Source organism: Pseudomonas sp. Con_6 (genome assembly GCF_059379395.1).
In genome coordinates this window covers 5625475-5639424 of the sequence record NZ_CM182011.1, presented here as the reverse complement: position 1 = coordinate 5639424, position 13950 = coordinate 5625475, and the positions used below count along the sequence as shown (strand labels likewise).

The 13950-nt window shown below is 61.3% G+C and carries 14 protein-coding genes; 13 read left to right on the top strand and 1 reads right to left on the bottom strand.

The window, feature by feature from the left end:
- Position 1: 1 nt before the first annotated feature.
- On the bottom strand, positions 2 to 784 hold the full coding sequence (gene map, locus AC5QPF_RS25405; protein ID WP_494960419.1) for a type I methionyl aminopeptidase: 783 nt from the start codon (positions 782 to 784) through the stop codon (positions 2 to 4).
- Positions 785 to 1142: 358 nt separating this feature from the next.
- Here map and rpsB point away from each other — a divergent pair, with 358 nt between their 5' ends.
- The 13 genes from rpsB to lpxA all read left to right on the top strand — a co-directional run bounded on the left by rpsB (position 1143) and on the right by lpxA (position 13950).
- Positions 1143 to 1874 (top strand): 30S ribosomal protein S2, encoded by a 732-nt coding sequence (gene rpsB, locus AC5QPF_RS25400; protein ID WP_494960418.1) that lies wholly within the window; start codon positions 1143 to 1145, stop codon positions 1872 to 1874.
- A 188-nt stretch (positions 1875 to 2062) separates the two neighbouring features.
- Positions 2063 to 2929, top strand: a complete 867-nt coding sequence (gene tsf / locus AC5QPF_RS25395; RefSeq protein WP_494960417.1) for a translation elongation factor Ts — start codon at positions 2063 to 2065, stop codon at positions 2927 to 2929.
- Positions 2930 to 3123: 194 nt separating this feature from the next.
- Complete coding sequence (gene pyrH, locus AC5QPF_RS25390) at positions 3124 to 3867, top strand: UMP kinase (protein ID WP_330076239.1); 744 nt, start codon at positions 3124 to 3126, stop codon at positions 3865 to 3867.
- Positions 3864 to 4427 carry a ribosome recycling factor gene (gene frr, locus AC5QPF_RS25385; RefSeq protein ID WP_494960416.1) on the top strand — a complete coding sequence of 188 codons (564 nt, stop codon included), beginning with the start codon at positions 3864 to 3866 and terminating at the stop codon, positions 4425 to 4427. Before pyrH ends, frr begins: the two co-directional genes overlap by 4 nt.
- 16 nt (positions 4428 to 4443) lie before the next feature.
- A complete protein-coding gene (uppS, locus tag AC5QPF_RS25380) occupies positions 4444 to 5199 on the top strand; it encodes a polyprenyl diphosphate synthase (protein ID WP_494960415.1) in 756 nt (251 codons plus the stop codon).
- Positions 5199 to 6017, top strand: a complete 819-nt coding sequence (locus tag AC5QPF_RS25375) for a phosphatidate cytidylyltransferase (RefSeq protein ID WP_494960414.1) — start codon at positions 5199 to 5201, stop codon at positions 6015 to 6017. Before uppS ends, AC5QPF_RS25375 begins: the two co-directional genes overlap by 1 nt.
- Complete coding sequence (gene ispC, locus AC5QPF_RS25370) at positions 6014 to 7204, top strand: 1-deoxy-D-xylulose-5-phosphate reductoisomerase (RefSeq protein ID WP_494960413.1); 1191 nt, start codon at positions 6014 to 6016, stop codon at positions 7202 to 7204. Before AC5QPF_RS25375 ends, ispC begins: the two co-directional genes overlap by 4 nt.
- 34 nt (positions 7205 to 7238) lie before the next feature.
- Positions 7239 to 8591, top strand: a complete 1353-nt coding sequence (rseP, locus tag AC5QPF_RS25365; protein ID WP_494960412.1) for a sigma E protease regulator RseP — start codon at positions 7239 to 7241, stop codon at positions 8589 to 8591.
- Positions 8592 to 8666: 75 nt separating this feature from the next.
- Entirely contained in the window at positions 8667 to 11018 is a 2352-nt protein-coding gene (gene bamA, locus AC5QPF_RS25360) for an outer membrane protein assembly factor BamA (protein ID WP_494960411.1), read from the top strand.
- Between the two features lie 45 nt (positions 11019 to 11063).
- Entirely contained in the window at positions 11064 to 11567 is a 504-nt protein-coding gene (locus tag AC5QPF_RS25355; protein ID WP_009395255.1) for an OmpH family outer membrane protein, read from the top strand.
- A 1-nt stretch (position 11568) separates the two neighbouring features.
- Positions 11569 to 12624, top strand: a complete 1056-nt coding sequence (lpxD, locus tag AC5QPF_RS25350; RefSeq protein ID WP_494960410.1) for a UDP-3-O-(3-hydroxymyristoyl)glucosamine N-acyltransferase — start codon at positions 11569 to 11571, stop codon at positions 12622 to 12624.
- Positions 12625 to 12736: 112 nt separating this feature from the next.
- Positions 12737 to 13177: a 3-hydroxyacyl-ACP dehydratase FabZ gene (fabZ, locus tag AC5QPF_RS25345; RefSeq protein ID WP_009395253.1), complete on the top strand. Its 441-nt coding sequence runs from the start codon at positions 12737 to 12739 to the stop codon at positions 13175 to 13177.
- A complete protein-coding gene (lpxA, locus tag AC5QPF_RS25340) occupies positions 13174 to 13950 on the top strand; it encodes an acyl-ACP--UDP-N-acetylglucosamine O-acyltransferase (RefSeq protein WP_458978670.1) in 777 nt (258 codons plus the stop codon). Before fabZ ends, lpxA begins: the two co-directional genes overlap by 4 nt.

The following is a 13950-nucleotide window of genomic DNA, read 5'->3' as shown; positions in this document are numbered from 1 at the left end:
GTCAGGCTGAAGTACGGGGGATGGTGTCGTCTTTGCGCAGGGTGAAGATCTCATAGCCGGTAGCGGTCACCACCAGGGTGTGTTCCCACTGGGCGGACAGCTTGCGGTCCTTGGTGATGGCGGTCCAGCCATCGCCCAGGACCTTGGTGTCGGCCTTGCCCTGGTTGATCATCGGCTCGATGGTGAAGGTCATGCCTTCCTTCAGTTCCATGCCGGTTCCTGCGCGGCCGTAGTGGAGGATCTGCGGCTCTTCATGGAACACCTTGCCGATGCCATGGCCGCAGAATTCACGGACTACCGAGAAACCGTTCTTTTCCGCGTGTTTCTGGATCACTTCGCCGATGTCGCCCAGGCGGCAGCCCGGCTTGACCAGTTCGATCGCCTTGTACAGGCATTCCTGGGTGACCTGGGACAGGCGCTCGGCCCAGACCGGCACGGCGCCGACGTGGAACATGCGGCTGGTGTCGCCGTGGTAGCCGTCCTTGATCACGGTGACGTCGATGTTCAGGGTGTCACCGGCCTTGAGCGGCTTCTCGTTGGGGATGCCGTGGCACACCACATGGTTGATCGAGGTGCAGATCGACTTGGGGAAGCCCTTGTAGTTGAGTGGCGCCGGGATGGCCTGCTGGACGTTGACGATGTAGTCGTGGCACAGGCGGTCCAGTTCTTCGGTGGTCACGCCGGGCTTGACGTGCTCCTCGATCATTTCCAGGACTTCGGCGGCAAGGCGGCCGGCGATGCGCATCTTCTCGATGTCTTCGGCGGTTTTGATGGTAACGGTCATTGCAGGCTCTCTACGGCGCCTTGGCGGCGCGGGCGAACAGGAAAGGAGCGATTCTAACAGAGCACGCGGGGGTTCTGGGCGTCACGCGGCGCGCGGCTGTTCATATGGCAGCTATCCATATAGATGATGGCATTCTGGTGTGATTGCGCCCGCGTGGCAAAGGCCGGAAGCTGATTGGCAATTCCGGTTTCGTTGGTCATCCGAGTGTGGTATAAAGTGCGCCGCTTTGCGGGGATGGCCCCCAAAGCTCAAACCCACACACGTATCGACACGGTGACCTGGGTGCCCCGATCCACTGGATTCGCGGGTTGGTCATTGGGATGCGTGGAGGCCCAACCCGACTTATCAAGGAACTATCATGTCCCAAGTCAACATGCGCGATATGCTGAAGGCCGGTGTGCACTTCGGCCACCAGACCCGTTACTGGAACCCGAAAATGGGCAAGTTCATTTTCGGCGCGCGCAACAAGATTCACATCATCAACCTGGAAAAAACCCTGCCAATGTTCAACGAGGCTCTGACCTTCGTCGAGCGTCTGGCCCAGGGCAAGAACAAGATCCTGTTCGTCGGCACCAAGCGTTCCGCTGGCAAGATCGTTGCTGAAGAAGCAGCACGTTGCGGCTCGCCGTACGTCGACCACCGCTGGTTGGGCGGCATGCTGACCAACTACAAGACCATCCGCGCTTCGATCAAGCGTCTGCGCGAGCTGGAAACCCAGGCTGAAGACGGTACCTTCGCCAAGCTGACCAAGAAAGAAGCCCTGATGCGCTCCCGTGATCTGGAAAAACTGGATCGCAGCCTGGGCGGTATCAAGGACATGGGCGGCCTGCCTGATGCCCTGTTCGTGATCGACGTCGACCACGAGCGCATCGCCATCACCGAAGCCAACAAACTGGGCATTCCGGTCATCGGCGTTGTCGATACCAACAGCAGCCCTGAAGGTGTTGACTACATCATCCCAGGCAACGATGACGCCATCCGCGCCATCCAGCTGTACATGGGTTCGATGGCTGACGCCGTCATCCGTGGTCGCAACAACGTTGCCGGCGGCACCGAAGTTTACGCTGAAGAAGCGCCAGCTGCCGAGTAATCGACGTTAGCGTCGATCTGGCACGCAAAAAGGGGGCTCGGCCCCCTTTTTGCCACCTTGAAATCCTCCTGTCGCCAAGTGTCCGCATTATCGACGCGCCGCCTATGAGACAGGCTGTTGATTTCCAGAATTGAACCCCCGTGAACAGCGGGTGGAATGGTTGAAAACCTATCCAAGAGGATTTTGAAATGGCAGAAATTACTGCAGCGTTGGTCAAGGAACTGCGTGAGCGCACTGGCGAAGGCATGATGGACTGCAAGAAAGCCCTCACCAAAGCCGGCGGTGACATCGAGAAGGCCATCGACGATATGCGCGCTTCGGGCGCCATCAAGGCTGCCAAGAAGGCTGGCAACATTGCCGCCGAAGGCGCCATCGCCATCAAGGAAGACGGCAAGAGCGCCGTTCTGATCGAAGTCAACTCGCAGACCGACTTCCTGGCTCTGCAGGAAGACTTCAAAGCCTTCGTCGCTGCCAGCGTCGAAAAAGCCTTCAACGACAAGCTGACCGACGTCGCTCCGCTGATCGAAGCTCAGGAAGAAGCCCGTCTGGCCCTGGTTGCCAAGACCGGCGAAAACGTCAACATCCGCCGTCTGGCGCGTGTTGAGGGTGATGTTCTGGGTGCCTACCTGCACGGCAACAAGATCGGCGTCGTGGTCTCCCTGAAGGGCGGCACCGTCGAGCTGGCGAAAGACATCGCCATGCACGTAGCGGCCAGCAACCCTGAGTTCCTGCTGCCGTCGGAAGTTTCGGCCGAGGCCATCGAGCGCGAAAAAGGCGTCTTCCTGTCGCTGAACGAAGACAAGATGAAAGGCAAGCCTGCTGAAATCGTCGAGAAGATGATCAGCGGCCGTATCACCAAGTTCCTGGCTGAAGCCAGCCTGGTCGAACAAGCCTTCGTCAAGGATCCGGACGTCACTGTAGGTGCCCTGGCCAAGAAAGCCGGCGCTGAAATCGTTTCCTTCACCCGCTTCGCGGTCGGTGAGGGTATCGAGAAGCCAGTCGACAACTTCGCTGACGAAGTTGCCGCTCAAGTGGCTGCTGCCCAGAAGCAATAAGACGGATTCACATCTGTCGCCCCAAAGAGGCTGCCCGCTCACGCGCGCAGCCTCTTTGTCAAAGCGCAGGCGCTTTTCGTGCCAAAAGCCGGATGCGTTTGCGCGCTGGCACCTCTCGGGTGCCAAGCTACAGTTGGCGCAGACTGAAAACAGTCCGCCCGGAATTTATACAAACGCCGCAGGAGAGATTCGCAATGGCTCAGCAGGTGAGTGGTCGTCAACCTCGCTATAAACGCATTTTGCTCAAACTTAGCGGCGAGGCCCTGATGGGCTCGGAAGACTTCGGGATCGACCCGAAGGTGCTGGATCGCATGGCCCTGGAAGTCGGTCAACTGGTCGGCATCGGCGTCCAGGTCGGCCTGGTGATCGGTGGCGGCAACCTGTTCCGTGGTGCGGCCCTGAGCGCGGCCGGCATGGATCGTGTCACCGGTGACCACATGGGCATGCTGGCGACCGTGATGAACGCTCTGGCCATGCGCGACGCGCTGGAGCGCTCGAACATTCCCGCCATCGTCATGTCGGCGATTTCCATGGTCGGCGTCACCGACCACTATGACCGCCGCAAGGGTATCCGCCACCTCAACTCCGGCGACGTGGTGATCTTCTCCGCCGGTACCGGCAACCCGTTCTTCACCACCGACTCGGCCGCCTGCCTGCGCGCGATCGAAATCGATGCCGATGTCGTGTTGAAGGCAACCAAGGTCGATGGCGTGTACACTGCCGATCCATTCAAGGATCCGCATGCCGAGAAATTCGACCGTCTGACGTACGACGAAGTGCTCGACCGCAAGCTCGGCGTCATGGATCTGACCGCAATCTGCCTGTGTCGTGACCACAAGATGCCGTTGCGGGTATTCAACATGAACAAGCCTGGCGCCTTGCTGAACATCGTAGTGGGCGGCGCTGAAGGAACTCTGATCGAGGAAGGCGAAGAATGATCAACGAAATCAAGAAAGACGCTCAGGACCGCATGAGCAAGTCCATCGAGGCCCTGGGTCGCAACCTGGCTGCGATCCGCACGGGTCGTGCTCACCCGAGCATCCTCGATAGCGTCAAGGTCACCGCCTGGGGTAGCGAGATGCCGCTGAACCAGGTCGCGGCGATTTCCGTCGAAGACGCCCGGACCCTGAAGATTGTAGCGCACGACAAGAACCTGAGCGCCGCCATCGAGAAGGCCATCCTGACCTCTGACCTGGGCCTGAACCCGAGCAGTGCCGGCACCACCATCCGCGTACCGATGCCAGCCCTGACCGAGGAAACCCGCAAGGGTTACACCAAGCAGGCTCGTGGCGTTGCCGAAGAAGCCAAGGTCGCCGTTCGTAACGTGCGCCGTGATGCCCTTGCCGATCTGAAGAAACTGGCCAAGGACAAGGACAGTGGTATCAGCGAAGATGCCGAGCGCCGCGCTGCGGATGAGCTGCAGAAGCTCACCGACAAGTTCATCGCTGAAGTCGACAAGGCTCTGGAAGCAAAAGAAAAGGACCTGATGGCCGTTTAAGGTCGGGGTTTTTTCAATGGAAAAGAGCAAGCAGGGTATGCCGTCCTCGGTGCCGCGCCACGTCGCGATCATCATGGACGGAAATAATCGCTGGGCGAAGAAGCGCCTGTTGCCCGGCGTTGCCGGGCACAAGGCAGGTGTGGACGCGGTGCGGGCTGTTATCGAGGTCTGTGCCGAGGCCAAGGTCGAGGTGCTGACCCTGTTCGCCTTCTCCAGCGAGAACTGGCAGCGCCCGGCCGACGAGGTCGGGGCGTTGATGGAGCTGTTCTTCTCGGCATTGCGCCGGGAGGCCAAGCGCCTCAACGAGAACAACATCAGTCTGCGTATCATCGGGGATCGCTCGCGCTTTCACCCGGAGTTGCAGGCCGCCATGCGCGAGGCTGAGGCGCTGACCGCTGGCAACAATCGCTTCATCCTGCAGATCGCCGCCAACTACGGCGGTCAGTGGGATATCGCCCAGGCCGCCCAGCGCCTGGCCCGCGAAGTCCAGGCCGGTCACCTGCGGCCGGAAGACATCACTCCCGACCTGCTGCAGACCTGCCTGGCCACTGGCGACCTGCCGTTGCCTGACCTGTGCATCCGTACCGGGGGCGAGCATCGAATCAGCAACTTCCTGCTGTGGCAACTGGCCTACGCCGAGCTGTACTTCTCCGACCTCTATTGGCCGGACTTCAAACACGAGGCCATGCGCAGCGCGCTGGCCGATTTCGCTTCGCGCCAGCGCCGCTTCGGTAAAACCAGCGAGCAGGTCGAAGCTGGAGCCCGTGCTTAATGCTCAAGCAACGCATCATTACCGCGCTGATCCTGCTGCCGATCGCCCTGGGCGGCTTCTTCCTGCTCGATGGGGCGGATTTTGCCCTGTTCATCGGACTGGTGGTCACCTTGGGTGCCTGGGAGTGGGCCCGCCTGGCCGGCCTGATGGGGCAAGCGCTGCGCGTGGCTTATGCCGCGGTCATCGCAGGCTTGCTGATGTTGCTGCACCTGATGCCGGACCTGGCACCATGGGTGCTGGGGGCCTCGGTCCTGTGGTGGGGCGTCGCAACCTGGCTGGTGATGACCTACCCGCGCAGCAGTGAGTTGTGGGCCAGTGCAGCCTGTCGCCTGCTGATTGGCGCGCTGATCCTGCTGCCTGCCTGGCAGGGGCTGGTGCTGCTCAAGCACTGGGCCATGGGCAACTGGTTGATTCTCGCGGTCATGGTGCTGGTCTGGGGGGCGGATATCGGCGCCTATTTCTCCGGCCGGGCCTTCGGCAAGCGCAAGCTGGCGCCGCAGGTCAGTCCAGGCAAGAGCTGGGAAGGCGTCTATGGTGGCCTGGCCCTGAGCCTGGTCATCACCCTTGGCGTCGGTCTGACCCGGCACTGGAGCGTCGGTGAGCTATTGCTTGGCCTGCTCGGTGCGGCGGTGATCGTCATGGGTTCGGTGGTCGGCGACCTGACCGAAAGCATGTTCAAGCGCCGCTCCGGGATCAAGGACAGCAGCAACCTGTTGCCGGGTCATGGTGGTGTTCTCGACCGCATCGACAGCCTTACGGCGGCGATCCCGTTGTTCGCCGTTCTGCTCTGGGCCGCTGACTGGGGCAGCATGCTGTGAACCGTCCGCAACGCATTACCGTGCTCGGTGCCACCGGTTCCATTGGCCTGAGCACGCTTGACGTCATTGCCCGTCACCCTGAGCGCTATGAAGCCTTCGCCCTGACCGGCTATTCCCGGCTGGACGAGTTGCTGGCGTTGTGCCTGAGGCATGTGCCGGTGTTTGCGGTGGTCCCGGATGAAGCTTCGGCTGCGACGCTGCGTGCCGGTCTTGACGCGGCGGGTTCTCGCACCGAAGTGCTGGTGGGGGAACGTGGCTTGTGCGCGGTTGCCGCGGACCCGCAGGTCGATGCGGTAATGGCGGCCATCGTTGGTGCGGCGGGCCTGCGCCCGACCCTGGCGGCGGTGGAGGCGGGCAAGAAGGTCCTGTTGGCCAACAAGGAAGCGCTGGTGATGTCCGGTGCCTTGTTCATGGACGCGGTGCGGCGCCACAACGCCGTGTTGCTACCCATCGACAGTGAGCACAACGCGATCTTCCAGTGCCTGCCTGTCGACTACGCACGCGGCCTGGGTCAGGTGGGGGTTCGTCGCATTCTGCTGACGGCGTCGGGCGGCCCATTCCGTCAGACTCCCGTCAGTGAGCTGGCACGGGTCACTCCGGAGCAGGCCTGCGCCCATCCGAACTGGTCCATGGGGCGGAAAATTTCCGTTGACTCCGCGAGCATGATGAACAAGGGGCTAGAGCTGATCGAGGCCTGCTGGCTGTTCGATGCGCCAGCATCCCGGGTCGAGGTGGTCGTGCATCCGCAAAGTGTGATTCACTCCCTCGTCGATTATATCGACGGTTCGGTACTGGCCCAGTTGGGCAACCCGGACATGCGTACCCCGATCGCCAATGCCCTGGCCTGGCCGGAGCGCATCGATTCTGGCGTGGCGCCACTGGACCTGTTCGCCATCGCCCGCCTGGACTTCGAGGCACCGGACGAGACGCGTTTCCCTTGCCTGCGCCTTGCGCGCGAGGCGGCGGAGGCGGGCAACAGTGCTCCGGCCGTGCTCAACGCCGCCAACGAGATCGCCGTGGAAGCGTTTCTCCAGCGGCGCATCCGCTTCCCGGAGATCGCGAGTATGATCGAACAGGTGCTGGAGCGAGAGCCGGTGGTTGCCGTGGACTCGCTCGATGCGGTGTTCGCCGCCGACCAGCGGGCCCGGGAGCTGGCGGGAGAGTGGTTGACGCGCCACGGGCGCTAGGTCCTGCCCGCTTGAACGTTATTCGGAGAAAGACATGAGTGCGCTCTACATGATTATCGGCACCCTGGTCGCCCTGGGTGTTCTGGTTACCTTTCACGAATTCGGCCACTTCTGGGTGGCCCGGCGCTGTGGCGTCAAGGTCTTGCGCTTTTCCGTAGGCTTCGGCACGCCGCTGCTGCGCTGGCACGACCGGCAGGGTACGGAGTTCGTCGTGGCTGCCATTCCGCTGGGCGGCTACGTGAAGATGCTCGACGAGCGCGAAGGCGATGTCGATCCGGCGCAGCGTGAACAATCCTTCAATCGCAAGACCGTTGGCCAGCGTATCGCTATTACGGCGGCAGGCCCGATCGCCAACTTCCTCCTCGCCATCCTGTTCTTCTGGCTGCTCGCCATGCTCGGCAGCCAGCAGGTGCGCCCGGTTATCGGCAATGTCGAGCCTGGCAGCCTTGCAGCGGTCGCCGGGCTGGGTGCCGGCCAGGAAATCGTCGCGATCGACGGCAAACCGACCAGCGGTTGGGGGGCGGTCAATTTGCAACTGGTGCGTCGCCTGGGTGAGAGTGGATCGTTGCGTATCGAGGTACGTGGCGAAGGCGCCAGCGCCGTAGAAAGCCACAGTTTGGCCCTGGACAGCTGGCTCAAGGGGGCCGACGAGCCGGATCCGATCAGTTCGCTGGGTATCCGTCCGTGGCGCCCGGCCTTGGCTCCGGTGCTTGCTGAGCTTGATCCGAAGGGCCCGGCCCAGGCCGCCGGGCTGAAGACCGGTGATCGCCTGCTGACCCTGGATGGCCAGGCGCTGAGCGACTGGCAGCAGGTGGTCGACACCGTTCGTGGCCATGCCGGCGCGAAGGTCGTGCTGGGTGTGCAACGTGACGGCGCGCGGATCGAGGTGCCGGTGACCCTCGCCACTCGTGGCGAAGGCAAGGCCGCCAGCGGTTATCTCGGTGCTGGCGTGGCCGCGGTGGAATGGCCGAAGGAAATGCTCCGCGAAGTCAGCTACGGGCCGCTGGAAGCAGTGGGCGAGGGCCTTTCCCGGACCTGGAACATGAGTGTCCTGACCCTTGATTCGCTGAAGAAAATGCTCTTCGGCGAGCTCTCGGTAAAAAACTTGAGTGGACCGATAACCATTGCTAAAGTGGCGGGCGCTTCAGCCCAGTCCGGCCTTGGGGATTTCCTGAATTTCCTTGCCTATCTGAGCATTAGCCTCGGGGTTCTCAATTTGCTGCCCATTCCGGTTCTGGACGGGGGGCATTTGCTGTTTTACCTGGTCGAGTGGGTGCGTGGTCGTCCGCTGTCGGATCGGGTGCAAGGTTGGGGGGTCCAGATCGGTATCAGTTTGGTAGTCGGGGTGATGTTGCTCGCCCTGATCAACGATTTGGGTCGACTGTAACGCTTCGCTCAATTGCGAGCTTGCCGCGTCCTTGCGGCGGGCCGTTTATTGCCAGTTGGAATAAAAAAGGACTTCATGAAACGTCTGCTGCTAACTGCGGCTCTCGCCGCACTGATGATCGCTGAAGTTCACGCCGAGTCCTTCACCATCTCCGATATTCGTGTAAACGGTCTGCAGCGGGTTTCCGCGGGCAGCGTTTTCGGTGCCCTGCCATTGAACGTCGGTGACCAGGCGGATGACAGTCGTCTGGTGGAGTCGACCCGTTCCCTGTTCAAGACCGGGTTCTTCCAGGACATCAACCTGAGCCGCGATGGCAACGTCCTGATCATCAACGTCGTCGAGCGTCCTTCGGTCTCCAGCATCGAGATCGAGGGTAACAAGGCGATCAGCACCGAAGACCTGATGAAGGGCCTGAAACAGTCTGGCCTGGCCGAAGGTGAGATCTTCCAGCGCGCGACCCTCGAAGGCGTGCGTAACGAACTTCAACGCCAGTACGTCGCCCAGGGCCGCTACTCGGCCGAGGTGGACGCTGAGGTTGTGCCGCAGCCGCGCAACCGGGTGGGCCTGAAGATCAAGATCAACGAAGGCACGGTCGCTGCGATCCAGCACATCAACGTCGTGGGCAACACTGTGTTCTCCGACGAGGATCTGCAGGGCCTGTTCGAACTGAAGACCACCAACTGGCTGTCGTTCTTCAAGAACGACGACAAGTACGCCCGCGAAAAACTCTCCGGTGACCTCGAGCGCCTGCGCTCCTACTACCTGGACCGCGGCTACATCAACATGGACATCGCGTCCACCCAGGTGTCGATCACCCCGGACAAGAAACACGTCTACATCACCGTCAACATCAACGAAGGCGAGAAGTACACCGTTCGCGACGTGAAGCTCTCCGGCGACCTCAAGGTGCCGGAAGACCAGGTCCGTGCGCTGCTGCTGGCCCAGCCTGGCCAGGTGTTCTCGCGCAAGGTGATGACCACCACCTCCGAGTTGATCACCCGTCGTCTGGGTAACGAAGGCTATACCTTCGCCAACGTCAACGGCGTGCCACAGCCGCACGACGAAGACCACACCGTCGACATCACCTTCGTCGTCGATCCGGGCAAGCGTGCCTACGTCAACCGCATCAACTTCCGTGGCAACACCAAGTCCGAGGACGAAGTGCTGCGTCGTGAAATGCGTCAGATGGAAGGTGGCTGGGCTTCGACCTACCTGATCGACCAGTCCAAGACCCGTCTGGAGCGCCTGGGCTTCTTCAAGGAAGCCAACGTCGAGACCCCGGCCGTTCCGGGTACCGACGACCAGGTCGACGTCAACTACACCGTGGAAGAGCAGGCCTCCGGTTCTATCACCGCGAGCGTTGGTTTCGCCCAGAGCGCCGGTCTGATCCTCGGTGGCTCGATTAGCCAGAACAACTTCCTGGGCACCGGTAACAAGGTCTCCATCGGCCTGACCCGTTCCGAATACCAGAGCCGCTACAACTTCGGCTACGTGGACCCCTACTGGACCGCGGACGGCGTCAGCCTCGGCTACAACGCCTTCTACCGCAGCACCAACTACGATGACCTCGACGTCGACGTGGCGAGCTATGCGGTGGATAGCCTGGGTGCCGGTGTCAACGTCGGCTACCCGATCAGCGAAACCTCGCGTCTGACCTTCGGCCTGACCGTACAGCAGGACAAGATCAAGACCGGCCGCTACACCGTCGACGAAATCTTCAACTTCCTGCAGAAGGAAGGCCAGGACAATTTCCTGAACTTCAAGGCCTCGGCCGGCTGGTCCGAGTCGACCCTGAACAAGGGTGTGCTGGCGACCCGTGGTCACTCGCAAAGCCTGACCCTGGAAGCGACCACGCCGGGCAGCGACCTGTCGTTCTTCAAGCTCGACTACCGTGGCCAGCTGTTCAAGCCGATCACCAACGACTACACCCTGCGTCTGCACACCGAGCTGGGTTATGGCGACGGCTACGGTTCCACCTCGGGCCTGCCGTTCTATGAAAACTACTACGCTGGTGGTTTCAACTCGGTGCGTGGCTTCAAGGACAGCAGCCTTGGCCCACGCAGTACCCCGAGCAAGGGTACCAATCCAGGAACCATCGCGGATCCGGACCAGGATCCACTGCCGTTCGGCGGCAACGTCCTGGTCCAGGGTGGTGTTGAACTGCTGTTCCCGCTGCCATTCGTCAAGGATCAGCGCTCCCTGCGGACCTCGGTCTTCTGGGATGTGGGTAACGTGTTCGACACCAACTGCGGCTCCAAGCCTGACTGCGAGAAAGTCGGCCTGTCCGGCCTGGCCAGCTCTGTCGGCCTGGGCGTGACCTGGATTACCGCACTGGGTCCGTTGAGCTTCAGCCTGGCGATGCCGGTGAAGAAACCGGACGATGCCGATACCCAGGTGTTCCAATTCTCTCTGGGCCAGACCTTCTAAGGGTCTGGTTCACGTAAACGACAACGGATTCTGTAGGAGTGCATCGTGCGTAAGTTGACTCAACTGGCAGTACTGGCCGCGGCCCTGGTCGCCACCCCGGCGTTTGCCGAAATGAAAGTTGCCGTTCTGAACTATCAGATGGCCCTGCTGGAATCTGACGCGGCCAAGGCTTACGCGGTCGACGCGGAGAAGAAGTTCGGTCCGCAACTGACCAAGCTGAAGAACCTGGAAAGCAGCGCCAAGGGCATCCAGGATCGTCTGGTCAAGGGCGGCGATAAAATGCCTCAGGGCGAGCGTGAGCGTCTGGAGCTGGAATTCAAGCAGAAAGCCCGTGACTTCCAGTTCCAGTCGAAGGAACTGAATGAAGCCAAAGCCGTGGCCGACCGTGACATGCTCAAGCAGCTCAAGCCGAAACTGGATGGCGCCGTTGAGGAAGTCATCAAGAAAGGCGGTTTTGACCTGGTTCTCGAGCGTGGTGCGGTCATCGATGTCAAGCCTCAGTATGACATCACCCGCCAGGTCATCGAGCGCATGAACCAGTCCCGTTGATATGACGGCGATCATGAAACTCGGCCAGTTGGCCGAGTTCCTCGGGGCAACCTTGCAGGGCCCTGAAGAACTCGAAATCACTGGTCTCGCAACCTTGCAGGAAGCTGGCTCCGGCCAGTTGAGCTTCCTCGCCAATCCCCAATACCGCAAATACCTGGTCGACACCCAGGCGGCTGCGGTGTTGCTGCGCACTTCAGACGCCGAAGGTTTCGCCGGCAACGCCCTGATCGTGCCGGACCCGTACCTGGCCTACGCTCGCATCTCCCACCTGTTCGACCCCAAACCCAAGGCTGTTGCGGGAATTCATCCCAGCGCCGTGGTGGCGGTGGATGCGCAGGTCGATGCGAGCGCCAGCATTGGTCCGTTCGCTGTGATCGAAAGCGGCGCGGTGATCGCGGCCAACGTGACCGTGGGTGCCCACTGCTTCGTCGGCGCGCGTAGCGTGATCGGCGAAGGTGGCTGGCTGGCCCCGCGGGTGACTCTGTACCACGACGTACGCATCGGCAAGCGCGTGGTCATCCAGTCCGGCGCGGTGTTGGGCGGTGAAGGATTCGGCTTCGCCAACGAGAAGGGCGTCTGGCAGAAAATCGCCCAGATCGGGGGCGTCAGCATCGGCGATGACGTAGAGATTGGCGTGAACACCGCGATCGACCGCGGCGCGCTGGCTGATACTCGTATCGGTGATGGTGTGAAACTCGACAACCAGATCCAGATCGCCCATAACGTGCAGGTCGGTGACCACACGGCCATGGCGGCCTGTGTCGGCATCTCGGGAAGCACCAGGATCGGCAAGCATTGCACCATCGCTGGCGGTGTCGGCATGGTGGGTCACATCGATGTCTGCGACAACGTTTTCGTGTCCGGCATGACCATGGTCACGCGTTCCATTACCGAACCTGGTGGGTATTCCTCCGGAACGGCGATGCAGACTCTGGGCGACTGGCGCAAGAGCGCTGCGCGGATTCGCCAGCTGGATGACATGGCCAAGCGCCTGCAACAACTGGAAAAGCGTGTCGAAACCGTGACCTCAGGCGACCAGCCATCATCTGATGGCTGATACCTTTCCTGATCAAGGCAGCAGCGCGATTGCCGGTTGGCTTTCTTGATTTGCAAAAGGCGCATGGCGCACGGCGCATGCTCCCTATCTTTACTACAGGCTTCCCCCAGAAATGATGGACATCAACGAGATTCGCGAATACCTGCCCCACCGTTACCCGTTCCTGCTCGTGGACCGGGTAGTGGAACTGGACGTCGAGGGCCAGCGCATTCGTGCTTACAAGAATGTCAGCATCAACGAGCCCTTCTTCAATGGTCACTTCCCGGCGCATCCGATCATGCCTGGCGTACTGATCATCGAGGCCATGGCCCAGGCGGCCGGCATCCTCGGTTTCAAGATGCTCGATGCCAAGCCGACGGACGGCACCCTCTACTACTTCGTCGGTTCCGACAAGCTGCGCTTCCGCCAGCCGGTGTTGCCGGGTGACCAACTGATCCTGGAAGCCAAGTTCATCAGTTGCAAGCGCCAGATCTGGAAGTTCGACTGCCAGGCCTCGGTCGACGGCAAGCCTGTCTGCTCGGCCGAGATCATCTGCGCGGAACGCAAACTATGAGTTTGATTGACCCTCGGGCAATCATCGATCCCTCGGCCAGGTTGGCCGACGGCGTCGAGGTCGGTCCTTGGTCGATCGTCGGCCCGGATGTCGAGATCGGGGAAGGGACCGTCATCGGTCCGCATGTGGTGCTCAAGGGGCCGACCCGTATCGGCCGTAACAATCGCATCTACCAGTTTTCCTCGGTCGGCGAAGACACCCCGGACCTGAAGTACAAGGGCGAGCCCACTCGCCTGGTGATCGGTGACAACAATGTCATTCGCGAAGGTGTGACCATCCATCGCGGTACCGTCCAGGACCGCTCTGAAACCACCATCGGCGATCACAACCTGATCATGGCTTATGCCCATATCGGTCATGACAGCGTCATCGGCAATCACTGCATCCTGGTCAACAACACCGCACTGGCCGGTCATGTGCACGTCGATGACTGGGCGATCCTCTCCGGCTTCACGCTGGTTCATCAGTTCTGCCATATCGGCGCCCACAGCTTTTCCGGTATGGGCACGGCCATCGGCAAGGACGTCCCAGCGTTTGTCACCGTGTTCGGCAACCCAGCCGAAGCTCGCAGCATGAACTTCGAGGGCATGCGTCGCCGCGGTTTCAGCGAGGATGCAATCCATGCCCTGCGCCGTGCCTACAAGGTGGTCTACCGCCAGGGGCTGACCGTCGAGCAGGCGATTGCCGAGCTGGAAGAGGCCGCGAAGCAGTTCCCGGAAGTCGAACTGTTCCGTCAAACCATCCAGAACTCCGCTCGCGGCATCACCCGCTGA